Genomic DNA, 23244 nt, shown 5'->3' with positions numbered 1-23244 from the left:
CGATGAAGCGCCTATCAGTGAAGCAAGGGGCGATGCTCGCCTCGCTCCTGCTGCTCGCCGCCTGTGGCCGCGCGCACGGATTGCAGCCGGCAAAGGGGGATAGCCTGCCGCCAGCGTCTTATGGCGCGGATGCGCGGCCCACCGCCAACCAGCTCATCCGCCCGTCGGTTCAGGCCCGTCCGGGGCGCGGCGACGAATTGCTCACCAACTCCATGGATCGCCGGTCGGATCAATTCGACCTGCCGCCGCGCTGATGGACCATTTCACGCAGATCGACGGCGCGCTTCATTGCGAGGGCGTGCCGCTGGCGAAGATCGCTGCCGAGGTGGGCACGCCGGTCTATGTCTATTCCGCCGCGACGCTCAGGCGCCACGCGCAGGTGTTTCGTGACGGCCTGAAGCCCGCCGGGCGGGTGCACCTCGCTTATGCGATCAAGGCCAATCCCAATATCGGCGTGCTGCGCGTGCTGGCCGACGAAGGCTATGGCGCGGACGTGGTGTCCGGCGGCGAGATGGCGCGTGCGCTGGCCGCCGGGATGCCGGCGCAAGACATCGTGTTCTCCGGCGTCGGCAAGACCGATCGCGAACTGATCCGCGGGCTTGAGGCCGGGATCGGCCAGTTCAATCTTGAGCTGGAGGAAGAAGGCGTGGTGCTGGCCGCGCTGGCCGCCGCGCGTGGGCTTTCCGCGCCCGCCGTGCTGCGGGTCAACCCCGATGTCGATGCCGGCACCCATGCCAAGATCTCCACCGGCAAGAAGGACAACAAGTTCGGCGTGCCGATCGACCTCGCGCCCGCGATCTTCGACCGGCTCGCGCCGCTTGACGGGCTGAATCTGCGCGGCGTGGCGATTCATATCGGCAGCCAGTTGTTCGATCTCGCCCCGCTTGAAGCGGCCTATCGCCGCGTCGGCGAACTGGTCGCGGCGCTGCGCGCGCGCGGCCACGCGATCACCCATGTCGATCTCGGCGGCGGGCTGGGCGTGCCGTACAAGCCGCTCGATCTGCCGCCCTCGCCGGCGGATTACGGCGCGATGGTCGCTCGGGCGACGGCGGGCTGGGATGTCGAGCTGATGTTCGAGCCGGGGCGCGTCATCGCGGGCAATGCCGGCGTGCTGCTCACCGAGGTGATCTGGGTGAAGCCCGGCGTGGTGCATCCCTATGTCATCGTCGATGCGGCGATGAACGATCTCGCGCGCCCGGCGATGTATGACGCATGGCATGATTTCTCCGCCGTGCGCCCGAACGGGGAGACGATGATCGCCAATATCGCCGGCCCGGTGTGCGAAACCGGCGACACCTTCGCGATGGGGCGCGAGATCGACCAGGTGAAGCGCGGCGATCTCGGCATTTTCCGCACCGCGGGCGCTTATGGCGCGACCATGGCCTCCACCTATAACAGCCGCCCGCTGGTGCCCGAGGTTCTGGTGGATGGCGATCGCTATGTCGTGGTCGCCGATCGCATCGCCGCCGAGACGATCCTCGATGCGGAACGGGTGCCCGACTGGCTGTGACGCTCCCGGCTTTTCCCCTGTTCGTCCGGCTGGAGGGGCGGCCGGTGATTCTGGTGGGGAAAGGCGACGCCGCCGACGCGAAGCGCCGGCTGCTGGAGCGCGCGGGCGCGATCGTGGTGGGCGAGGCGGATGATGCCGCGCTCGCCATCGTCGTCGATGACGAGGCGGCGGTGGCGCGGCTCCGCGCGCGCGGCGTGCTGGTCAATGCGGTCGACCGGCCCGATCTGTGCGATTTCACGCTGCCGGCGATCGTCGATCGCGCACCCGTGATCGTCGCGATCGGCACCGGCGGCGCCTCGGCGGGGCTGGCTGCGGCGCTGCGGCAGCGGCTGGAGGCGCTATTGCCGGCGCGACTCGGCGCGCTGGCGAACGCGCTCCGTGCCGCGCGCCCGGCGTGGCGCGCGGTTTATCCGCAGGCGGGCGAACGGCGCCGCGCGATCGGCGACGCGCTGGCGGCGGGTGGCGCGCTCGATCCGCTGCGCGACCAGGGCGATGCGCCCGATGCGCGACCGCCAGAACCAGCGGCGACCGGCAGCGCATCCGTCACGCTCCGCCTGCGCTCCGCCGACCCCGACGATCTCACGCTGCGCGAGGCGCGCGCGCTCGCCAATGCCGATCGCGTCACGCATCGCGCGAACGTGCCGCGCGCCATCCTCGACCGCGCCCGCGCCGACGCGATACGGATCGAATGCGCCGCCGCGCCGCCCGGCGCCGCGCCTGGATTGACCGTGGACGTGGAGATGCTGTGAGCGGATTCGGCTATCGCATCGCCGACGGCAAGGCTGAGCGCGTCTCCGTGAAGGACGCGCTCGACGGCTCCGCCCGGCTGGCGTGGATTCACCTGTCCGCCACCAATGCCGAGGCCGCGGCATGGCTGCGCGATCAGGCGCAACTGCCGGAATATCTCGTCGAGGCGCTGATCGCGCAGGAAACGCGCCCGCGCTGCGATGGCTTCGCGGCGGGGGCCTTTCTCAACCTGCGCGGGCGGACGCAGGAGGATATCGATTCATCCGATCTCCTCGCCTCGGTGCGGATCTGGGCAACCAGGGGGCGTGTGATATCGGTCACGCGCAAGCATCTGATCGCGACCGATACCGTCGAACAGGCGGTGCGGGACGGAACGGTCAGCGATCCCGGCGATCTCATCACCGCTTTCGCCACCGCCATCACCAATGATCTCGATCCCGTCGTCGCGGATCTCGGCGACCAGATCGACGATTGCGAGCAGCAGCTCGATGCCGATCGCGTGTTCGAGCTGCGCCGCCGCGTCACGCATGTCCGGATCGCGGCGATCGGCTATCGCCGTTTCCTCAATCCGCAACGCGCCGCGCTGGAAAAGATGGCCCAATTGCCGGGCGACTGGCTCGCCACGGATGATCGCGCGCATGTCGCCGCAGCCGCCGATCGCGCCGCGCGCATGGCCGAGGAACTGGAGGCGATCCGCGAACGATCGAGCCTGATCCACGAAACGCTGACCGACCTGCGCGCCGAACTGATCGACACGCGCAGCCTCATCATCGCGATCGCCGCGATGGTGTTCCTGCCGCTCACCTTCATCACCGGGCTCTATGGGATGAACGTGGAGGGGCTGCCCTATGCGCAAAAACCATGGGCGTTCGATGCGATCATAATCGCCTGCGTGGCGATCTCGACGGGGATCGTGATCTATTTCCTGCGCAAGCACTGGCTCCGTCGCTAGGCTCCAACCATATGACAAACTAACGTTTTTCGTACTGGACTTGAGCCCCCTCCTGCCGATAGCGTCATGACCGTCTCGGGAGGATATTCATGAAGCTCGCGGCAAAGCTCGCCCTGCTCGCGCTGGCGATCACCCCCGTCGCGGCGCTCAGCGACAATGCGCCGCGCGTGATCCTCGCCCAGCCCGGCATCGGCGATGGCGCGATCGAGCGTTTCACGATGCGCTTCAGCCAGCCGATGGCGCCGCTGGGCGATCCGCGCGCCGCCGCGCCCGCGACAACGCAGTGCCCGGTCGCGGGGCAAGGCCGCTGGGTCGATCAGCAGACCTGGGTTTATGAATTCGCCCGCCCGCTTCCCGGCGGCACGAGTTGCGCGTTCAAAACGGTCGAGGGGCTGAAAAGCGTCGCGGGCTATGCGCTCGCCGGATCGCAGAGCTTCACCGTCGATGCCGGCGGCCCCGTCGCGCGCGCGGTGCTGCCGTCGGGCGGCGGCGACGAGATCGAGGAGGATCAGGCCTTCCTCGTCGCGGCGAATATGGCGCCGGACCCACGCTCGGTCGCGGCCAACGCCTATTGCGCGGTCGATGGCATCGGCGAGAAGATTCCGGTCGACGTGCTTCCCGCCGATCTGCCCGGCAAGTTGCTCGGCGCGATGGGAACGGATCGCTGGGAGGTCAGGCATTTTCTCGAAAGTGCCGGCATCGCGCAGGATCTGCCCGCCGCCGCGGCCGATCGGCAGCGCGCGCTCAGCAGCGTCGTCGCGCTGAAATGCCGCCGAAACCTGCCGCCGGGGCGCGACATGGCGCTGGTGTGGGGTGCGAACATCGCCGCCACCGGCGGCAAGCGCGCCGGCAGCGACCAGCGTTTCGATTACACCGTGCGCAAGCCGTTCGCCGCGCGTTTCGAATGTTCGCGCGTCAATCCTCAGGCCGGATGCAGCCCGGTCGAAAAGGCGTGGGTGCGCTTCTCCGCCCCGGTGCCGATGTCGGTCGCGCAGGCGATCCGCATCACGCTCGCTGACGGCAAGACGATCGCGCCGACGTTCAGCGATGACGATCGGAAAAAGGCGACGATCGCCGACATCTCCTTCCCCACGCCGCTGCCGTTCGACACCGCCGCGAAGCTGGTATTGCCGCCGGGCGTGAAGGACGAAAGCGGCCGCGCGCTTTCCAATGCGGAGCGTTTCCCGCTCGATATCCGCTTCGATCGTGCCCCGCCGCTGGTGAAATTCGCCGCGCCATTCGGCATCCTTGAGGCGAAGGAAGGCGGCGTGCTGCCGGTCACGGTGCGAAACGTCGAGCCCGCGCTTCAGGGCCGCAACCTTTCGGTCGGCGGACAGGCGCTGCGCGTCGCGAACAGCGATCGCGATGTCGCCGAATGGCTGCGCCGCGTCGGATCAGCCGGCGACAACAGGTATGAAACCGTTACGCACGGCAAGGAAACGGTGGAGGTCAACCACACCGGCGACACCGCGATTCTCGGCGGCAAGGGCGCACCGCTCACGGTCGCGCTCCCCGGCAAGGGGCGCGATTTCGAGGTAATCGGCGTGCCGCTCGGCAAGCCCGGCTTCTATGTCGTCGAACTTGCCAGCCCCGTGCTGGGGCGCGCGCTGCTGGGCCGCGATGCCACGCGCTATGTCGCCGCGTCCGCGCTCGTCACCAACATGGCGGTGCATTTCAAATGGGGCCGCGAGCGCAGCCTTGCCTGGGTAACCGCGCTCGACAGCGGCAAGCCCGTCGCCAACGCCGCGATCGCGATCACCGACAGTTGCACGGGCAAATCGCTGGCGCGCGGCGCGACCGACCGTTCCGGCGCGCTGATGGTGGCCGGCGGGCTGCCCGAACCGGAGACCTATGGCGGCTGCGGCGAGAATTCCTCCGCGCATCCGCTGATGATCTCCGCCCGCGCGGGCGGCGATTTCAGCTTCACCCTCACCGAATGGGGCGACGGCATCCGCCCGTATGATTTCGATCTGCCCTATGGCTATTCGAAGCCCGACGACATTTTCCACACCGTCTTCGATCGCGCGCTGGTCCGTGCCGGCGAAACGATCCACATGAAGCATATCGTGCGCCACCCCGTCGGCGCGGGCTTCACCATTCCCGCCGGTTTCACGGGCACGTTGCGGCTGTCGCATCGCGGATCGGATACCGAATTCGATCTGCCGCTGACGATCGACGCGAACGGCACGGGCGAGACGAGTTGGACCGCGCCAAAGGGCGCGCCGATGGGCGACTATGATCTGCGCGTGATCGCAGGCGCCGGCAAGAACGAGCGCACGATCTACACCAGCCAGTCGTTCCGGCTCGACGAATATCGCCTGCCGACGATGCGCGCGACGGTGGGCGGGCCGAAGGGCGCGCTGGTGCGCCCCAAGGCGGTGCCGCTCGATCTGTTCGTCGGCTATCTCTCGGGCGGGGGCGCATCGAACCTGCCGGTCGATCTGCGCGTCGGCTGGTTCGCGCGCCGGGCCAACCCGGATGGTTATGACGCCTATACCTTCGGCGGTCGCGCCGTGCAGGAGGGCGTAAAGCCGCTGAACGGTGATGGCGAGGAGGATACGCCCAGCCTGCCGCCGACGCAGACGCTCCCCGCCAGGCTGGGCGCGGACGGCACCGGGCGCCAGACGATCGACGTGCCGCAGGGCCTTGACGGCACGACCGACATGACGGTCGAGATGGATTATCAGGATGCCAACGGCCAGACGCTGACCGCGTCGCGCACCATCCCGGTGTTCGCGTCGCGCGTGCAACTCGGCGTCAAGACCGACGGCTGGCTGATGAAGCAGGACGATCTGCGCCTGCGCTTCGTCGCGCTCGATTCCGATGGCAAGCCGATCAAGGGCCAGAAGATCGCGGTCGCCCTCTACAGCCGCCAGATACTCACCGCGCGGCGCCGGCTGATCGGCGGCTTCTACGCTTATGACAATCAGATGCGGACGACGAAGCTCTCCGCCTCCTGTTCCGCCACCACCGACGCGCAGGGGCTGGCGCAATGCGCGGCCAGCCCCGGTGTTTCGGGCGAAGTCTATGCGGTGGCGACTACCACCGACGCGGACGGCAATGTCGCGCGCGCGGTGCGCTCGGTGTGGCTGGCGGGCGACGACGATTGGTGGTTCGGCGGCGACAATGGCGATCGCATGGACGTGGTGCCCGAACAGCCCGCCTATAAGGCGGGCGAAACCGCGCGCTTCCAGGTGCGGATGCCGTTCCGCGAGGCGACCGCGCTGGTGACGGTGGAGCGCGAGGGCGTGCTTTCCAGCTTCGTCACGCAATTGTCCGGGAAAGACCCGGTGGTCGAGGTGAAGATGCCGGGCAGCTATGCGCCCGATGTCTATGTCTCGGTGCTGGCGGTGCGCGGGCGCGTGACGCAAAGCTGGTGGGGCTGGTTCAAGAGCCTGTTCGGCGCGCGCAACGAAGCGCCCGCCCCTACCGCGCTCGTCGATCTATCCAAGCCGGCCTATCGCCTGGGCATCGCGAAGGTGAAGGTCGGGTGGGAAGCGCATAGGCTGGGCGTGACGGTGAAGGCCGATCGCGAGCGTTATGCCGCGCGCGATACGGCGCAGGTCGCCATTCAGGTGCGCGGGCCGGATGGCAGGCCGGTGCGCACCGCCGATGTCGCCTTCGCGGCGGTCGATCAGGCGTTGCTCCAGCTTGCCCCCAATGAATCATGGGACGTGCTGAGCGCGATGATGGGCGAACGCCCGCTCTCCGTCCTCACCGCCACCGCGCAGATGCAGGTGGTGGGCAAGCGGCATTATGGGCGCAAAGCGGTGGAGGCGGGCGGCGGCGGCGGCGGCGATGCAACCGCGCTCAACCGCGAGAATTTCCAGCCGGTGCTGCTGTGGACGGGCCGCGTCGCGCTCGATACCAATGGCCGCGCGGTGGTCCCGGTGCCGCTCAATGACGCATTGACCTCGTTCCGGCTGGTCGCGATTGCCACCGACGGGGCGGATCGCTTCGGCACCGGCGCGATCAGCATCCGCACCGCACAGGATCTGTCGGTTTACGCCGGGCTGCCCCCGGCGGTGCGCACCGGCGATTTTTATGCCGCCGGCTTCACGCTCAGGAACGGTTCGGACAAGCCGATGACCGTAACGGCGGAGGTGTCGCTCACCCCGCGCATCGCGACGGGCAGGCCGCTTACCGTGACGATCCCCGCCGGCGGCGCCGCGCCGATCGCGTGGAACCTCACCGCGCCAGCGCAGGCGGGCAATCTGCGCTGGCAGGTCAGCGCGAAGACGAGCGACGGGCGCGCGGCGGACAAGGTGACGGTGACGCAGGAGGTGCTGCCCGCGGTGCCGGTCGAGGTTTGGGCATCGACGCTGGCGCGGGTGGGCGCGGATACGGTGATCCCGATCCGGGCGCCCGCCGGCGCGATCCGCGGGATGGGTTCGGTCGATATCCGGCTCGACGATACGCTCGCGCCGCCGATGGCCGGGGTGCGCGCGTTCATGGCGGCTTATCCCTATACCTGCTTCGAACAACAGATGAGCCGCATCGTCGCACTCGGCGACACACCGGGCTGGGCACGGCTGGCGGCGGACATCCCAGCCTATCAGGCGCCAGACGGGCTGTTGCGTTACTGGCCGAGCGATAGCCTCAAGGGCTCGGAGGCGCTGACCGCCTATGTCCTGTCGATGGCGGGCGAGGCCGGGCTGCCGATCCCCGAGGCGAGCAAGGCCAGGATGATCGAGGGGCTGCGCGCCGTGCTCGACGGGCGCTTGCGCAATGAGGAATATGGCGACGTGCGGCTCCAGCGGCTCGCCGCCTTCGCCGCGCTGGCGCGGGCGGGCGCCGCGACACCCGCCATGCTCGGCCAGATCGGGCTGACCCCGGCGGAAATGCCAACCGGGAGCCTCGCCGATTATCTGCTCGCGCTCGATCGCGTGCCTGGCCTCGCCAATGCGCGGGCTATGCGCGGGGCGGGCGAGAATGCGCTGCGCAGCCGGCTGGTGTATGAGGGAACGCGGCTCGATCTTTCCGATGCGTCGAACGCGCCGTGGTGGCTGATGTCGTCCGCCGACGAAGGCTCGATCAAGGCATTGCTGGCGATGCTCGGGCGCCCCGGCTGGCAGGATGAAGGGCCGAAGATGATGGTCGGCATCGCCGCGCGCCAGCAGCGCGGGCGCTGGGACACCACCACCGCCAACGCCTGGGGGGCGCTCGCCGTGCGGCGTTTCGCCGGGCTTTACCCCGCGAGCGCGATCGCGGGCACGACCACCGCGACATTGGGCGGGCGTAGCGCCAGCTTCGCCTGGCCGCTGGCGGCGGACCGGCGGCAGGCGTCGCTGCCGCTGCCCGCCGGGCCGGCGCCGCTGGTGCTGCGCCAGTCGGGCGGCGAGGGGCCGTGGGCGAGTGTTTCGGTGAAGGCCGCCGTGCCGCTCGCCCAGCCGCTCTCCGCCGGTTATCGGCTGACGCGGAAGGTGGAGGTGGTGCAGCGCCGCGTCGCGGGGCAATTGACGCGCGGCGACGTGCTGCGGATCACGCTGACCGTCGACGCGACCGCCGAGCGCAACTGGGTGGTGATCGACGATCCGATCCCGGCGGGGGCGACGATCATCGGCGATCTCGGCGGGCAATCGAAAATGCTCGCCGATCAGGCCAGCGCCGGCGACGGCGTGAAATTCGGCGCGGTGGATGGCGGCGGCAAATTGTGGGAGGTGCAGGCGGGCGTCGTCCCCGCCTATGTCGAGCGCGGCAATACCGCGTGGCGCGGCTTCTACGCATGGGTGCCGCGCGGGCGCTTCCAGGCGTCTTATATGTTGCGGCTGAACGGCGCGGGCCGCTTCCAGCTTCCGCCGACGCGCGTTGAGGCGATGTATTCGCCCGCGATCCACGCGGCGGTGCCCAATGCGCCGGTGGTGGTCGTGCAACGGTGAGCGACGGGCGCGCGCCTGCCCGCCCGGCGCGGCGCGCGTGGCCGGTCGCGGCGATCCTGCTGGCGGCGGCGCTGTTCGCCCTCGCCGACTGGTTCACCCGCCCGCCCCCGTTGCCGGGCTATGCGCAGGTGCGTGCGGCGTGGCGGCCATCGGAGGCGTGGCTTTACGACCGTAACGGCGTGCTGCTCGATTCCTCGCGCGTCGATTTCGCCACGCGGCGGCTGGCATGGACCCCGCTCGACCGGATCGCGCCGATCGCCCGCACCACGATCGTCACGGCGGAGGACCGGCGCTTCGCCGATCATGCCGGGGTCGACTGGCTCGCGCTGGGCGGCGCGCTGCGCGATCGGATCACCGGCAAGCGCCCGCGCGGCGCGAGTACGCTCGCGATGCAACTCGCCGGTTTCCTCGCGCCCGATCTCGCCCGGCCCGGCGCGCGCGGCTGGCGCGACAAGTTGCGCCAGATCAGGGCGGCGCGAACGATCGGCGAGACATGGAGCCGCGACCAGATCCTCGAAGCCTATCTCAATCTCGCGGGCTTTCGCGGGGAGGCGCAGGGGATCGGCGCCGCCGCGCTCGGGCTGTTCGGGAAGACGCCCGCCGCGCTGACCCGCGACGACGCGCTGCTGCTGGCGGCGTTGCTCCCCAATCCGCAGGCGCCAGCGAATCGCGTCGCACGCCGCGCCTGCGCGCTGGCGCGGGACAAGAATTGCGCGCGCTATTCCGCGCTAGCCGCCTCGATGCTCGGCCCGGCGCGCAGCCTCGCGCTCGATCCGGGGCTGGCGCCGCATCTTGCCGACCGGCTGCTCCAGAAGCCTGGGATGCGCGTTGCCACCACGCTCGATATCAATGTCCAGCGCATCGCGATCGCCGCGTTGCGCCGCCAGCTTCTGGGGCTTGGCGCGACCCGCGCGCGCGATGGCGCGGTGATCGTGGTCGACAATGCGAGCGGCGACGTGCTCGCCTATGTCGGCGGGATCGGCGGCAATTCCACCGCCCCGGCGGTGGACGCGGCCAACGCCTATCGCCAGGCGGGATCGACGCTGAAGCCGTTCCTTTATGCCGAGGCGATCGAGAAGGGCTATCTCACGCCTGCCTCGATCCTCGACGATTCGCCGGTGCAGCTCGACACCGCGTCCGGGCTGTACGTGCCGCAGAATTACGATCGCGCGTTCAAGGGGCCGGTTTCCGCGCGCGCGGCGCTGGCGGGATCGCTCAACGTGCCGGCGGTGCGCACGCTGCTGCTGGTCGGCGTCGAGCCATTCCGCGACCGGCTGTGGGACACGGGCTATCGCGGGCTGGTGGAGGATGGCGCTTATTACGGCTTCAGCCTCGCGCTCGGTTCGGCGGAGGTGACGCTGGCGGAGCAGGCGGCGGCGTATCGCAGCCTCGCGCGGGGCGGGCGCTGGTCCCCACTGCGGCTGACGGCGGCGGACCCGCATCAGCCCGCGCGCGCGATCACCACCCCGGCGGCGGCGTGGATCGTCGGCGACATGCTGTCGGACCCGGTGGCGCGCGCGGGCACGTTCGGGCTCGATTCGGCGCTCAGGCTGCCGTTCTGGGCGGCGGTGAAGACCGGCACGTCAAAGGCGATGCGCGACAATTGGTGCGTCGGCTTTTCCGATCGCTTCACGGTGGCGGTGTGGGTCGGCAATGTCGAGGGTGATGCGATGCGCGCCGTTTCGGGGACGAGCGGCGCGGCGCCGGTATGGCGCGATGTGATGCTCGCGCTGAACGGCGCGCGCGCCGGCCACGCCCCGCCCCCGCCCCCGCCCGCCGGAATCGAGGCGCGACAGGTGACGTTCGCGGGCACGCGTGAGCAGCCCCGCCGCGAATGGTTCCTCGCCGGCACCTCCTTCGCGCGCGCCGATGCGGCGCCAGCGGAAGCGCGCCGCCCGCGCATCGCCACGCCCGTTTCGGGCAGCGTCTATGCGCTCGATCCCGATATCCCGCGCGATCGGCAACGGCTGTCCGTGGCGGTGACAGGGGCGGCGGCGGCGCACCGGCTGCGGCTCGATGCGCGCGATCTGGGCGCCGCCGACACGATCGCCCCGATCTTCCCCGCACCGGGCAAGCATCAACTGGCGCTGGTCGATCTTGCCGGGCGCATCGTCGACCGTGTGACTTTTACGGTACGCTGAACGGATTTCTCGTCGCCCGCGAACCCCAGCGGGAATCGCGCGTTGACGACCCGGCCCCTATCCCTTTGGGGGCCGGTGTTGCGCAAACGGCACCGGCCGCGTCGATGCGTATCACGCGACGCGGCCAACGCCCGCGCCGCATTTTCCTGCTATGCTAGGGTCAAAACTCGATCAGCACAGCGCCGTGACGGAGCGGATTTTGGCGTCAGGCAAGGAGCAAGGAGGGAGCGATGGGGTTCCATCGTGACCGACGCGCGACGCCGCATGACACCAAAATCCGCCCGCCCCGAAGGGGTCGCCCGGAGAAGTCCGCTGGACGGCGTCGCTTGCTTGCGCGTAGCATCAGCTACGCGGCTGCGCTACGCTCCTTGCCAGCGGACTTCTCCGGGCGATCACGACGCTGCGCTGATCGAGTTTGGACCCTAGGCAATGAGCACAGGCAGGATTCGCATCGGCATCGGCGGCTGGACCTATGAGCCATGGCGTGACAGCTTCTATCCGGCGAAATGGCCCGCGAAGCGCGAGTTGGAATATGCCGCCGGCAAGCTGACCGCGATCGAGATCAACGGCACCTATTACAGCGGCTTCAAACCCGCGACCTTCGCCAACTGGGCAAACGCGGTGCCCGACGGCTTCGTCTTCACGCTCAAGGCATCGCGCTTCTGCACCAATCGCAAGGTGCTGGCGGAGGCCGGCGAATCGGTCGCCCGCTTCGTCGGGCAGGGGATCGTGGAGCTGGGGGCCAAGCTCGGGCCGATCCTGTGGCAATTCATGGCGACCAAGAAGTTCGACGCCGATGATTTCGCGGCATTCCTGAAATTGCTGCCGCCAGATCATGCCGGCGTCTCGCTGCGCCATGCGGTGCAGGTGCGGCACGAATCCTTTGCCGATCCCGCCTTTATCGCGATGTGCCGCGCGGCGGGCGTGGCGATCGTCTATGCCGATTCAGCCGGTTATCCCGCGATCGCCGATGTGACGGGCGATTTCACTTATGCCCGGCTGGAAAATGCCGTGGAGGAGGAGCCGGCGGGCTATACCCCCGCCGCGCTCGATCGCTGGGCTGGCGCGGCGCACCAATGGGCGGCGGGCGACGCGCCTAAAAACCTGCCTTATGTCGATCCATCGAAAATGACGCGCGCGCCACGCGATGCGTTCATATTCTTCATCAACGGCGCCAAGATCCGTGCTCCGCATGGCGCGATGGCGCTGATCGAGCGCGTCAGATAACGTCCGGCGGCGGTGGCGCGATCTGCGCGAGCGCAGGCACAGGCGCCGGGGCGGCATCAGCCTCATCCTGCTTCACCGGCACAGGCGGCGGCAGCATCAGCGCCGCCGCCTCGATCACATCGAGCGCGCGATGCGCATCGACATAGCGCCGCGCGGCGACCGCCCAATTGCCCGAATCCGCCGCGCCGGGCAGCCGCGACACCTCCCCCAGCGCCGCCTGCACCTGCCCGGATTCGAGCAGCCGCCGCGCACGCGCCAGCCGCTCGCCGGGAAGCTGCGACGGGGTGTTGGCATCGTGCAGGATGACGAGCTTGCCAAGCTGAAGCCTCAGCCCCTCCAGCCAGCCGTCATCGCCGTTGATGAGCACATCGGCGCTATTGTCCAGCGCCTGGCGTAGCGCCGCGATCGTCACCGGCTGGCGCGCCGCCTGGATGACGGTGGCCACCGGGCCGGGCGCGATCTTGCCGAAGCGTTCGCGCAACTGCACCTCAAGGTAACCAAGCGGCAGCCCGCGATCTATCGCGCGGCGCGTGGCGAAGGCGACCATCATCGCCTCCGCGCGGCTGGCTTGCGTGGCGGCGGCGGCGGAGGTGCTGCCGATCTCCGCCGCGCGCGCCTCCAGCGCGGCGAGTTGCGCGGCAAGCGCAGTTTCGCGCGTCGCCAGCCCGTCGAGATCGGGCGGCGGGGCGGGTGAGGATGGGGATGGCGCCGCGACCGGCTGTGGCTCGGCAGGGGCGGCGGCAGGGGCCGGCGGGTTGGCTGCGGGGGTGTGGATGAACCATCCCCCCGAATTGCGCATCGCGAAAAACATCAGCGCGATGCCGATGGCAAAGGCCAGCACGATAAAAATCGTCACCAGCCCGACCCGCGGCCGGCGCGCGGCGGTTTCGCTCGGCATAGGATCGTTCATGCGCGCACTATCCCCGCGCCGGGCTCACGGGTCAATCGCGAGCTTTGCGGCGAGCGCGACAAGCAGCGCGTCGTCGGGGCGCGGCGCGATCAGCGTTTCGCCCCAGCCCCGCCCCGCGGCGCACGCCACCGCCTCGCTCAGCGCGGCGAGGCGGATCGTGTCGCGTGCCACGCCATCGCGATCGACCAGCGCCGCGAAACGGCGCGCGGCGCGCGGCGAATGGAGCAACACGACCTGCCCGCTTGCCGCCGCAAGCGCACCGGGCGCGGGGTCGAGCGCGCGGCTGCGATAGACGGTGATCGCCGTCACCCCCGTCAAGCCGATCCGATCATGCCCGACAAGATGGAGCAGCCGCGTGAAGCCCGCCGCGCGCGCCGCCGCGATCGCCGCTGCGCCATCGCTCGCCCCGGTTATCGCGACGCGCAAACCCGCTTCCCGCGCGGCGGCGGCGCTCGCCTCGCCCACCGCGATAACCGGCAGCGCGCGCACCGCCGCCAGCCCGGCGCCTGCATGGCGCATCGCATTGGCGCTGGTGACGAGCAGCGCGTCGAAATCCCCGTCCGGCAACGACCATGCGACCGGCTCGATCGCGAACAGCGGCAGCGCGCGGGCGGGAATGCCGCGCGCCGCGAGCCGGGCGATCGTCTGCGCATCGCCGGGCGCGGGGCGCAGCACGATCGCGGTGCGCGTCATCCGCCGAACAGCCGCTTCACCGCCGCCGGCGCGCGCGCCAGCAGATCGCGCGCGAGCGCCCCGGCGATATCCTCGCCGGGCGCGCCGGACAGTTCACCCGCGATCGTCTCCGCGCCATCCTCGGACAGCAATTGCGCGCGCAGCACGACGCGTCCGTCCACGATCCGCGCCAACGCACCGACCGGCGAATGGCACCCCGCGTGGAACGCGGCGAGCAGGGCGCGTTCGGCCCGCACCGCCATGCTGGTCGGCGCATCGTCGATCACCGCGACGATCCCCGCCGCCGGGGAGCCGGCGCGCACTTCGATCGCCACCGCCGCCTGCGATGGCGCGGGCAGCATCTCGTCGATCGAAATCGCGCTTCCCAGATCGTGCCGCCCGAGCCGATCGAGCCCGGCGGCGGCGAGCAATGTCGCATCCGCCTCCCCCGCCTCCAGTCTGGCGAGCCGGGTGGCGACATTACCCCGGAACAGCACGGTCCTGAGATCGGGGCGCAGATGGAGCAATTGCGCGCGCCGACGCGGCGAGCTGGTGCCGACCACCGCGCCCGCCGCCAGCGCGGCGATCGACGGCGCCCCGATCAGCCGATCGCGCACATCGGCGCGCGGCAGCATCGCCGCGATGGCGATCTCCGCCGGGCGGATCGTCTCGACATCCTTGCCCGAATGGACGCAGGCATCGACCTCGCCCGCGAGCAGCGCGCGATCCAGCTCCTTGGTCCACAGCCCCTTGCCGCCGATCTCGGCCAGCGCGCGATCCTGCACCCTGTCGCCGGTGGTGCGCATCGGCACCAGCTCAACCGCGATGCCGGGATGCGCGGCGACAAGCGCGTCGCGCACCATCTCCGCCTGGGTGAGCGCAAGGGGCGAAGCACGGGTGCCGAGGCGAAAGGTCATGCCGCCCCCGATGGCCCAAGCCGCGCCCTTCGACAAGTTCGCAGCGAGCGGATAAGGAACGAGCCATGCTGATCCTTGGGCTGGAATCCTCCTGTGACGAGACCGCCGCCGCGCTGGTCGATGGCGAACGGCGCGTGCTGGCGCATCGCCTTGCCGGGCAGGAAGCCGCGCATCGCCCTTATGGCGGGGTGGTGCCGGAAATCGCCGCGCGCGCGCATGTCGAGGCGCTGGAGCCGCTGATCGAGGCCGCGCTCGCCGATGCGGGCGTGTCGCTGGCGGATGTGGATGCCATCGCCGCCACCGCCGGGCCGGGGCTGATCGGCGGCGTGATGGTCGGGCTGGTCACCGGCAAGGCGATCGCCCACGCGGTGGGCAAGCCGCTGATCGCGGTCAATCATCTGGAGGGCCATGCGCTCAGCCCGCGCCTGTCCGATCCCGATCTCGAATTTCCCTATCTGCTGCTGCTCGTCTCGGGCGGGCATTGCCAGTTGCTGCGGGTAGAGGGTGTCGACCGATATCGCCGGCTCGCCACCACGATAGACGATGCCGCGGGCGAAGCATTCGACAAGACCGCGAAGCTGCTTGGCCTCGGCTTTCCCGGCGGCCCGGCGGTGGAGCGCGCGGCGACGCTTGGCGATGCGCGGGCCGTGCCGTTGCCGCGCCCGCTGCTCGGATCGGGCGAACCGCATTTCTCCTTCGCGGGGCTCAAGAGCGCGGTCGCGCGCGCGGTGGGGCATCACGCGCCGGAGGATATCGCCGCGTCGTTCCAGCAGGCGGTGGTCGATTGCCTGATCGACCGCACCCGCCGCGCGCTTACCCGCGCCGATAGCGCCACCGCGCTGGTCGTGGCGGGCGGGGTCGCCGCCAACACCGCCGTGCGCGGCGCGCTTCAGCGGCTGGCGATCGAAAGCGGGCTGCGCTTCGTCGCGCCGCCCTTGTGGCTGTGCACCGATAACGCCGCGATGATCGCCTGGGCGGGGGTGGAGCGGTTCACCGCCGGCCTCACCGACGCGCTCGACGTGCCGGCGCGCGCGCGCTGGCCGCTCGATCCCCTGGCGGAGGCGGTGCGTGGCGCGGGGGTGAAGGCATGAGGATCGGGGTGATCGGCGGCGGGGCCTGGGGCACCGCGCTGGCGCAGGTGGCGGCGCGTGGCGGCGAGGTGCTGCTATGGGCGCGCGAGCCGGAGGTGGTGGCCTCGGTCAACGCCGATCACACGAATCCCTTGTTCCTGCCCGGCGTCCCGCTCTCGCCCGCGATCCGCGCGACCGGCGCGCTTGGCGATCTTTCGGGCGTGGACGCGCTGCTGGTCGTCGCCCCCGCCCAGCATGTCGGGCGCGTGCTCGCTGATACGCCGGTCGGCGCGACGCCGCTGGTGATGTGCGCCAAGGGGATCGAGGCGGGATCGCGCCGGCTGGTCGGCGAGGTGGCGCACGCCGCGCACCCTGAGGCGCCGATCGCGGTGCTTTCCGGCCCCACCTTCGCGCATGAGGTCGCCGCCGGCCTGCCCACCGCCGTCACGCTCGCGTGCGAGGATCATGCGCTTCAGGCGCGGCTCGCGGCGCGACTCGCCGGCCCTGCCTTCCGCCCCTATGCCTCGACAGACGTGGTGGGGGCGGAGATCGGCGGCGCGGTGAAGAACGTGCTGGCGATCGCCTGTGGCGTGGTTGAGGGCGCCGGCCTCGGCCAGAACGCCCGCGCCGCGCTGATCGCGCGCGGTTTCGCGGAAATGACGCGCTTCGGCCTTGCGCGCGGCGCGCGGGCGGAGACGTTGGCGGGGCTTTCGGGGCTGGGCGATCTCGTCCTCACCTGTTCCTCGACCAGTTCGCGCAACTTCTCGCTCGGCCTTGGCCTCGGGCGCGGTGAGCAGGCCACGGCGCTGCTCGCCGATCGCCGCACCGTGGCCGAAGGCGCGTTCACCGCCCCGGTGCTGGCCGAAGCGGCGCGCGAGGCGGGGGTCGATATGCCGATCGTCGATGCGGTGTGCCGGTTGCTCGATGGCGCGGACGTGCGCGCGGTGACGCGCGACCTGCTCGCCCGCCCGCTGCGCGACGAAAGCTGACGATGCGCTGGGCGGCGCTGCTCAGAAGCATCAACGCCGGCAAGAGCCTCGCGATGGCCGATCTGCGCGCGTTTCTGGCGGCGGAGGGGATGCGCGATGTCTCCACCCTGCTCGCCTCGGGCAACGCCCTGTTCGACGCCGACGAAACCGATGCCGCCGCGCTGGAGCGGCACTTGCAGGCGGCGGCTCGCGACAGGCTCGGGCTGGATACAGACTGGTTCCTGCGCGATCATCGCGCGCTGGCCGCGATCATCGCCGCCAATCCCTTCCCGCGTGAGGCGGAAATCCGGCCCAGCCATGTGGTGGTGTTCTTCCTCCATGCGCCCGTCGCCCCGGCGGCGCTTGCCGCGCTCGCGGACAATTATCACGGGCCGGAACAGGTGCGCGCGATCGGGCGCGAATTGTTCATCGACTATCCCGACGGCATCGGCCGATCGAAGCTGACCCCGGCGATGGCGCGCGCGAAATTCCCGAAAGCCGCCACCGCGCGCAACTGGAACACACTGGTCAAGCTGGCCGAACAGATCGCCTAAGGAGGATTGCCCTAGAAATCGACCGCGATCCCCTTCAGCTCCCAATCCCCATAGCGGGTCGGATCGCGATCGGCAGGCCCCGGCTTCGCGGGCGCCGGTTTCGGCACCGGCGGGTTCGGCGAAAGATAGGCCGGCGCTTTCACGTGCGGGGGGCGTTTCGACATTGCTCTTCCGATCTTGCTGGTTAACCGCCACATGGGCGCGATGACGACCCACGCCAAGCCCCGCAATTCGCGCGCCCGCCCCGTCGAGCCGCTCGGCACGAAAACGAGGCGCGCCGCGCTGCGCCTGCTCGATGCGGTATTGCGGCGCGGCGAGGCGCTGGAGCAGGCGTTGCCGGCGGCAACGCGCGATCTGATCTCGCCGCCCGATCGCGGGCTTGCCCATGCGATCGCGGCGGAAACGCTGCGCCGCCTGCCCGATCTCGATGCGCTGATCGATTCGGCGACCAGCCAGCGCCTGCCCGATGATGCCAAGGCGCGGATGGCGCTGCGCATCGCGCTCGCCCAGACATTGGGGCTGGGCACCCCACCGCACGCCGCGATCGCCACGGTTCTGCCACTCGTCGATGGCGGCCCGCGCCGGCTGGTCCATGGCGTGTTCGGCACGCTCTCCCGCCGCAACGCGACGCTGCCCGAGACGCCGACGCTGCCCGAGGAAGTCGCCACGCGCTGGCGCGATGCGTGGGGCGATGCGGTGGTGGCCGCCGCCGCGCGCGCGATCGCCGCCCCGCCCGCGCTCGATCTCTCGCTGCGCGATCCGTCATGGGCCGGGCTTGAGGGGGAGAGCCTCGCCCCCGGCCATCTGCGCCTTGCCGATGCAGCACCTGTGCCCGAACTCCCCGGCTATGGCGAAGGCGCATGGTGGGTGCAGGATCTCGCCGCCTCGATCCCCGCGCGGCTGATCGGCGCGGGCAATGGCCACGCGCTCGATCTGTGCGCGGCGCCGGGCGGCAAGACGCTCCAGCTCGCCGCGGCCGGTTGGCGGGTGACGGCGGTGGACGCCTCGAAAAGTCGCGCCGCGCGACTTGACGAAAATCTCGCGCGCATCGGGCTTGCGGCGGAAACGGTGGTGGCGAACGTCCTGCAATGGTCCCCGAGCGCGCCCGCGGACGCCGTGCTGGTCGATGCGCCGTGCAGCGCCACCGGCATTTTCCGCCGCCACCCGGACGTGCTGCATCGCGCGCATCCCGGCGTGATCGCCGAGATGGCCGATCTGCAACAGCGCATCCTTTCCCGCGCGGCGGATTGGGTGAAGCCGGGCGGCGCGCTCGTCTATGCCACCTGCTCGCTCGAACCGGCGGAGGGCGAGGCGCAACTGGCGCGGTTTCTCGGCACGCGCGGCGATTATGCGATCGCGCCGCCGATCGCGGGCGAATTGCCGGAAGGCATCACCGCGCACGCCGACGGCCATGTCCGCACCTTGCCCGGAACGGTTGAGGTGAAGGGTGGCTGCGACGGCTTTTTCATCGCACGGCTGCGACGCGCTTCCGCCTGAGCGAATCGCGCGTTAAGGCATCTTCGCGCCCACCAGCCCGGCGGGCCTCAGTTGCAGCAGCGGAGCACCATGACCAAGCCAGTCCGTATCGCGCCATCCATATTGTCCGCCGATTTCGCGAAGCTCGGCGAGGAGGTGCGCGCGATCGACGCGGCGGGGGCGGACTGGATTCATGTCGATGTGATGGACGGGCATTTCGTGCCCAACATCTCGATCGGCCCGGCGGTGGTGAAGGCATTGCGCGCCCACACCGCCAAGCCGTTCGACGTTCATCTGATGATCTCGCCGGTCGACGCCTATCTCGATGCCTTCGCGGCGGCTGGCGCGGACACGATCACCGTTCACCCGGAAGCCGGCCCGCATATCCATCGCTCGCTCCAGCACATCAAGGGCCTCGGCAAGCGCGCCGGCGTGGTGCTCAACCCCGCGACCCCGGTGGAAACCCTCGATTATCTGCTCGACATGGTCGATCTGGTGCTGGTGATGAGCGTCAATCCCGGCTTCGGCGGGCAGTCCTTCATCGACAGCCAGTTGCGCAAGATCGCCGCGATCCGCGCGATGATCGACGCGTCCGGGCGCGATATTGATTTGGAGGTCGATGGCGGGATCGACCAGCGTACCGCGCGGCTGGCGGTGGATGCCGGCGCCGACGCCTTGGTCGCCGGCACCGCCACCTTCCGCGGCGGGCCGGATGCCTATGCCGCCAATATCCGGGCGCTGCGGGGCGAATGAACGCGCCGGGCGGCGATCCCGGCGCCGACGGGATCGAGCAGGGCAAGCGGCTGGTAAGATCGGGCGGCGATCGCGGCCTGTCGCTCACCGAACGCCTCTCGCAAACCCTCGATCGGCTCACCTGGCGTACCCCGATCCACAGCTTCCGCCTCAAGGGGCGCTATCCGCTGAAGCTGATCGCCGTGCCCGAAGATCCGTTGTTCGGCGATGCGAAGCGCGGGCAGGCGCTGCTTGACGGGCGCGCCGAATGGCGTGGCGACGTGCGGGAAATCGCCGGTCTCGATTTCCGCGCGCTCGATGTCGCGCCGGGCTTCGCCGAATATCTCCAGTCCTTCGCCTGGCTACGCGATCTCTCCTCGGTCGCGACCCGTGCGCAGGGCGCGCCGATCGCCGAGGGGCTCATGGCGCGCTGGTTGCTCGCCCATGCCGACAAGGTTTCCGGCATCGCATGGCGCCCGGATATCTGGGGCCGGCGGATGCTGTTCTGGACCGCGCACGCCCCGCTGATCCTCTCCTCGACCGATCTCGTCTATCGCTCGAAAGTGCTGAACACGCTGGCGCGTGGCGCGCGGCATCTCGATCGCGGCGCGGACAAGACGCCGCCTGGGCCGAAGCGTATCGCCGCCTGGTGCGGCCTCGTCGCAGCGGGGCTGCTCATTCCCGGCGGCGATCCGCGCCGCGTGTTCGGTGAAGCGGGGCTGGCGCGCGCGCTTTCCACCGCCTTGTTCGAGGATGGCGGCGCGGTGAGCCGCGCGCCCGACGCGTTGCTCGATATCGCGATGCTGCTGGCGAGCCTGCGCGAATGCTATGCCGCGCGCCGGCTGGAGCTGCCCGAGCCGGCGGAAGCGGCGCTGGCGCGGCTGATCCCGGCGCTGCTCGGCACCTGCCACGCCGATCGCGGGCTGGCGAGCTGGCAGGGCGGCGGCCCCGTCTCCGCCGAGCGCGTCGCGCAGATCATCGAGGCGACCGGGGTGCGCGCGCGCCCGCTCAAACAGGCCCGCGAATGGGGCTATCAGCGGCTCACCGGGGGCAATGCCGTGCTCATCATGGATGCAGCACCTCCCCCGGTCGCGCGGGTGGTCGAGGGTGGCAGCGCCTCGACGCTGGCGTTCGAATTTTCCGATGGCGCGACGCGGCTGATCGTCAATTGCGGTGGCGCGCGCGCTGCCTCCTCTCGCCTCCCGCGCGAGCTGGTCGAGGCGTTGCGCACCACCGCCGCCCATTCCACGCTGACGCTGGCGGATTCCAATTCCACCGCGATCCTCGCCGATGGCACGCTCGGCAAGGGCGTGGCGGAGGTGGAGCTGTCGCGCCAGGAATCCGATGGCGCCAACCGGATCGAGGCCAGCCACGACGGCTATGTCCGCCGTTTCGGTTTCGCCCACCGCCGCCAGCTCGTCCTCACCGGCGACGGGCGCGAACTGCGTGGCGAGGATTCGCTCCTGCCCAAGGGGCGGCGGCGGCGTTCCGGCCCAACGCCATTCGCGATCCGCTTCCATCTCGGGCGCGGGGTGGAGGCATCGCCCACCGCCGACGGCCTTGCCGCCGTGCTGCGCGTGCCCGGCGGCGCGCTGTGGCAATTTCGCGTGCGCGGCGATTCGCTTTCGATCGAGGATAGCCTGTGGATCGACGCGGACGGTCGCCCGGTCGCGGCGCAGCAGCTCGTCGTCACCGGCATGGCCGAAGCGGGCGGCGCGAGCGTGAGCTGGGCGCTGAAACGCGCGCGTTGAGGTAGGCCGCGGGGTAGCGCCCCCCGGAAAGCGGTTCTAAGAGGCGCGGCGAACCTTCCCCAGCTTCGCAAGGCCGACATGACCACGATCCCGATCAAGCGCGCGCTCCTTTCCGTTTCCGACAAGACGGGGGTGGTCGATCTGGCGCGCACGCTCGCCGGGCGCGGCGTGGAGCTGGTATCGACCGGCGGCACCGCCAAAGCGTTGCGCGACGCGGGGCTTGCGGTGCGCGATGTGTCCGATCTCACCGGCTTTCCGGAAATGATGGATGGCCGGGTCAAGACGCTGCACCCGATGGTGCATGGCGGGCTGCTCGCGGTGCGGGACGATCCGGCACACGCCGCCGCGATGGCCGAACACGCGATCGGCGCGATCGACCTGGTGGTGGTGAACCTCTATCCCTTCGCCCAGACGGTGGCGCGCGGCGCGGATCGCGACGAGATCATCGAAAATATTGATATCGGCGGCCCCTCGATGGTGCGCTCCGCCGCGAAGAACCACGCCTATGTCGCGATCGTCACCGATCCGGCGGATTATGCCATCGTGGCGAAGGGCGAGACCGATCTCGCCGAACGCAAGCGGCTGGCGGCCAAGGCCTTCGCCGCGACCGCGACCTATGACGCCATGATCGCAAGCTGGTTCGGCTTCGCCGATCAGCAGCAGCAATTCCCCGCGACCCTGCCCTTCGTGCTCGAATCGCCGACGGTGCTGCGTTACGGCGAGAATCCGCATCAGCAGGCCGCGTTCTACAGCCACGCCGGCCCCTCCACCCCCGGCATCGGCCAGGCGCGACAGGTGCAGGGCAAGGAACTGAGCTACAACAATTTGAACGATGCCGATGCCGCGCTGGAGCTGGTGAGCGAATTCCGCGATGCCGCGCCGACCTGCGTGATCGTCAAGCACGCCAATCCATGCGGCGTGGCGAGCGCGGCGACGCTGGCCGAGGCTTATGAGGCGGCATTCGCGTGCGACACCGTGTCCGCGTTCGGCGGGATAATCGCCTTGAACCGCACGCTCGATGCGGTGACGGCGAAGGCGATCACCGGCATCTTCACCGAAGTGGTGGTCGCCCCCGATGCCGATGAGGAGGCGATCGCCTTGTTCGCGGCGAAGAAGAACCTGCGGCTGCTGCTCACCGGCCAGCTTCCCGATCCGGCACGCACCGGCATGGCGGCGAAGGCGATCACCGGCGGCTGGCTCGTCCAGTCCCGCGATAACGGCCGCCTCACCGACGACATGCTCAAGGTGGTGACGAAGCGTCAGCCGACCGCGCAGGAACTGGCCGATTGCCGCTTCGCCTGGACGGTCGCCAAGCACGTCAAGTCGAACGCGATCGTCTATGCCAAGGACGGCGGCACGGCGGGCGTCGGCGCGGGGCAGATGAACCGGCTCGAAAGCGCGCGGATCGCCGCGTGGAAGGCGAAGGACGCGGCGGACAAGGCGGGCTGGGCCACGCCGCGCACAATCGGTTCGGCGGTGGCGTCGGATGCGTTCTTCCCGTTCGCCGACGGCTTGCTCGCCGCGGTCGAGGCCGGGGCGACGGCGGTGATCCAGCCGGGCGGCTCGATCCGCGACGCCGAAGTGATCGCCGCCGCCGACGAGGCGGGGCTGGCGATGATCTTCACCGGGATGCGCCACTTCCGGCATTGATTTCATATCGGGAGAGGATTCCCATCCCCGTTCGGGCTGAGCTTGTCGAAGCCCTGCACTTTCTTCCAGGGAAGAAGGGCAACCCTTC

18 protein-coding genes are annotated in these 23244 nt (G+C 70.1%); 14 read left to right on the top strand and 4 right to left on the bottom strand.

All coding sequences use genetic code 11. The features are described from left to right. Window positions 1–2 precede the first annotated feature (2 nt). The 7 genes from Q0316_RS18355 (at window position 3) to Q0316_RS18325 (ending at window position 12456) form a co-directional block, all read left to right on the top strand. A complete protein-coding gene (locus tag Q0316_RS18355) occupies window positions 3–254 on the top strand; it encodes a hypothetical protein (RefSeq protein WP_298675086.1) in 252 nt (83 codons plus the stop codon). Then, window positions 254–1510: a diaminopimelate decarboxylase gene (gene lysA / locus Q0316_RS18350; protein ID WP_298675084.1), complete on the top strand. Its 1257-nt coding sequence runs from the start codon at window positions 254–256 to the stop codon at window positions 1508–1510. The genes Q0316_RS18355 and lysA overlap by 1 nt, the downstream gene beginning before the upstream one ends. Further along, entirely contained in the window at window positions 1507–2259 is a 753-nt protein-coding gene (locus Q0316_RS18345) for an NAD(P)-dependent oxidoreductase (protein WP_298675080.1), read from the top strand. The genes lysA and Q0316_RS18345 overlap by 4 nt, the downstream gene beginning before the upstream one ends. Continuing rightward, window positions 2256–3209: a CorA family divalent cation transporter gene (locus Q0316_RS18340; RefSeq protein ID WP_298675077.1), complete on the top strand. Its 954-nt coding sequence runs from the start codon at window positions 2256–2258 to the stop codon at window positions 3207–3209. The genes Q0316_RS18345 and Q0316_RS18340 overlap by 4 nt, the downstream gene beginning before the upstream one ends. 89 nt (window positions 3210–3298) lie before the next feature. Continuing rightward, a complete protein-coding gene (locus Q0316_RS18335) occupies window positions 3299–9088 on the top strand; it encodes an MG2 domain-containing protein (protein WP_298675074.1) in 5790 nt (1929 codons plus the stop codon). Window positions 9089–9141: 53 nt separating this feature from the next. Further along, window positions 9142–11229 (top strand): penicillin-binding protein 1C, encoded by a 2088-nt coding sequence (gene pbpC, locus Q0316_RS18330; RefSeq protein WP_298675339.1) that lies wholly within the window; start codon window positions 9142–9144, stop codon window positions 11227–11229. Between the two features lie 429 nt (window positions 11230–11658). Continuing rightward, the gene (locus Q0316_RS18325) at window positions 11659–12456 is read left to right on the top strand and encodes a DUF72 domain-containing protein (RefSeq protein WP_298675071.1); all 798 of its coding nucleotides are present in this window, start codon (window positions 11659–11661) and stop codon (window positions 12454–12456) included. Here Q0316_RS18325 and Q0316_RS18320 read toward each other — a convergent pair. The 3 genes from Q0316_RS18320 to hemC are packed head-to-tail and all read right to left on the bottom strand — an operon-like array spanning window position 12449 to window position 14955. Beyond that, on the bottom strand, window positions 12449–13366 hold the full coding sequence (locus tag Q0316_RS18320) for a hypothetical protein (RefSeq protein WP_298675069.1): 918 nt from the start codon (window positions 13364–13366) through the stop codon (window positions 12449–12451). The genes Q0316_RS18325 and Q0316_RS18320 overlap by 8 nt on opposite strands. Before the next feature lie 24 nt (window positions 13367–13390). Continuing rightward, window positions 13391–14059, bottom strand: a complete 669-nt coding sequence (locus tag Q0316_RS18315) for a uroporphyrinogen-III synthase (RefSeq protein WP_298675066.1) — start codon at window positions 14057–14059, stop codon at window positions 13391–13393. Beyond that, a complete protein-coding gene (hemC, locus tag Q0316_RS18310) occupies window positions 14056–14955 on the bottom strand; it encodes a hydroxymethylbilane synthase (protein ID WP_298675063.1) in 900 nt (299 codons plus the stop codon). Before hemC ends, Q0316_RS18315 begins: the two co-directional genes overlap by 4 nt. A 65-nt stretch (window positions 14956–15020) precedes the next feature. Between hemC and tsaD the strand changes: the two genes are divergently transcribed. The 3 genes from tsaD to Q0316_RS18295 are packed head-to-tail and all read left to right on the top strand — an operon-like array spanning window position 15021 to window position 17547. Further along, a complete protein-coding gene (tsaD, locus tag Q0316_RS18305; protein ID WP_298675061.1) occupies window positions 15021–16046 on the top strand; it encodes a tRNA (adenosine(37)-N6)-threonylcarbamoyltransferase complex transferase subunit TsaD in 1026 nt (341 codons plus the stop codon). Continuing rightward, window positions 16043–17014: an NAD(P)H-dependent glycerol-3-phosphate dehydrogenase gene (locus tag Q0316_RS18300; protein ID WP_298675059.1), complete on the top strand. Its 972-nt coding sequence runs from the start codon at window positions 16043–16045 to the stop codon at window positions 17012–17014. Before tsaD ends, Q0316_RS18300 begins: the two co-directional genes overlap by 4 nt. A gap of 2 nt (window positions 17015–17016) precedes the next feature. Further along, complete coding sequence (locus tag Q0316_RS18295; protein ID WP_298675057.1) at window positions 17017–17547, top strand: DUF1697 domain-containing protein; 531 nt, start codon at window positions 17017–17019, stop codon at window positions 17545–17547. Between the two features lie 11 nt (window positions 17548–17558). Here Q0316_RS18295 and Q0316_RS18290 read toward each other — a convergent pair whose 3' ends face one another. Continuing rightward, window positions 17559–17711, bottom strand: a complete 153-nt coding sequence (locus Q0316_RS18290) for a DUF1674 domain-containing protein (RefSeq protein WP_298675054.1) — start codon at window positions 17709–17711, stop codon at window positions 17559–17561. A gap of 31 nt (window positions 17712–17742) precedes the next feature. Here Q0316_RS18290 and Q0316_RS18285 point away from each other — a divergent pair, with 31 nt between their 5' ends. The 4 genes from Q0316_RS18285 (at window position 17743) to purH (ending at window position 23156) form a co-directional block, all read left to right on the top strand. After that, window positions 17743–19044: a transcription antitermination factor NusB gene (locus Q0316_RS18285; RefSeq protein ID WP_298675051.1), complete on the top strand. Its 1302-nt coding sequence runs from the start codon at window positions 17743–17745 to the stop codon at window positions 19042–19044. Between the two features lie 69 nt (window positions 19045–19113). Continuing rightward, window positions 19114–19776 carry a ribulose-phosphate 3-epimerase gene (rpe, locus tag Q0316_RS18280; RefSeq protein WP_298675048.1) on the top strand — a complete coding sequence of 221 codons (663 nt, stop codon included), beginning with the start codon at window positions 19114–19116 and terminating at the stop codon, window positions 19774–19776. Next, the gene (locus Q0316_RS18275) at window positions 19773–21506 is read left to right on the top strand and encodes a heparinase II/III family protein (protein WP_298675046.1); all 1734 of its coding nucleotides are present in this window, start codon (window positions 19773–19775) and stop codon (window positions 21504–21506) included. The genes rpe and Q0316_RS18275 overlap by 4 nt, the downstream gene beginning before the upstream one ends. 78 nt (window positions 21507–21584) lie before the next feature. Next, on the top strand, window positions 21585–23156 hold the full coding sequence (purH, locus tag Q0316_RS18270) for a bifunctional phosphoribosylaminoimidazolecarboxamide formyltransferase/IMP cyclohydrolase (RefSeq protein ID WP_298675043.1): 1572 nt from the start codon (window positions 21585–21587) through the stop codon (window positions 23154–23156). Window positions 23157–23244 lie beyond the last annotated feature (88 nt).

The sequence above is a fragment of the uncultured Sphingomonas sp. genome, assembly GCF_937871615.1.
Lineage (GTDB): Bacteria > Pseudomonadota > Alphaproteobacteria > Sphingomonadales > Sphingomonadaceae > Sphingomonas.
Note: the sequence above shows the minus strand (reverse complement) of the source record. Positions and strands in the feature narration are given on the sequence as shown.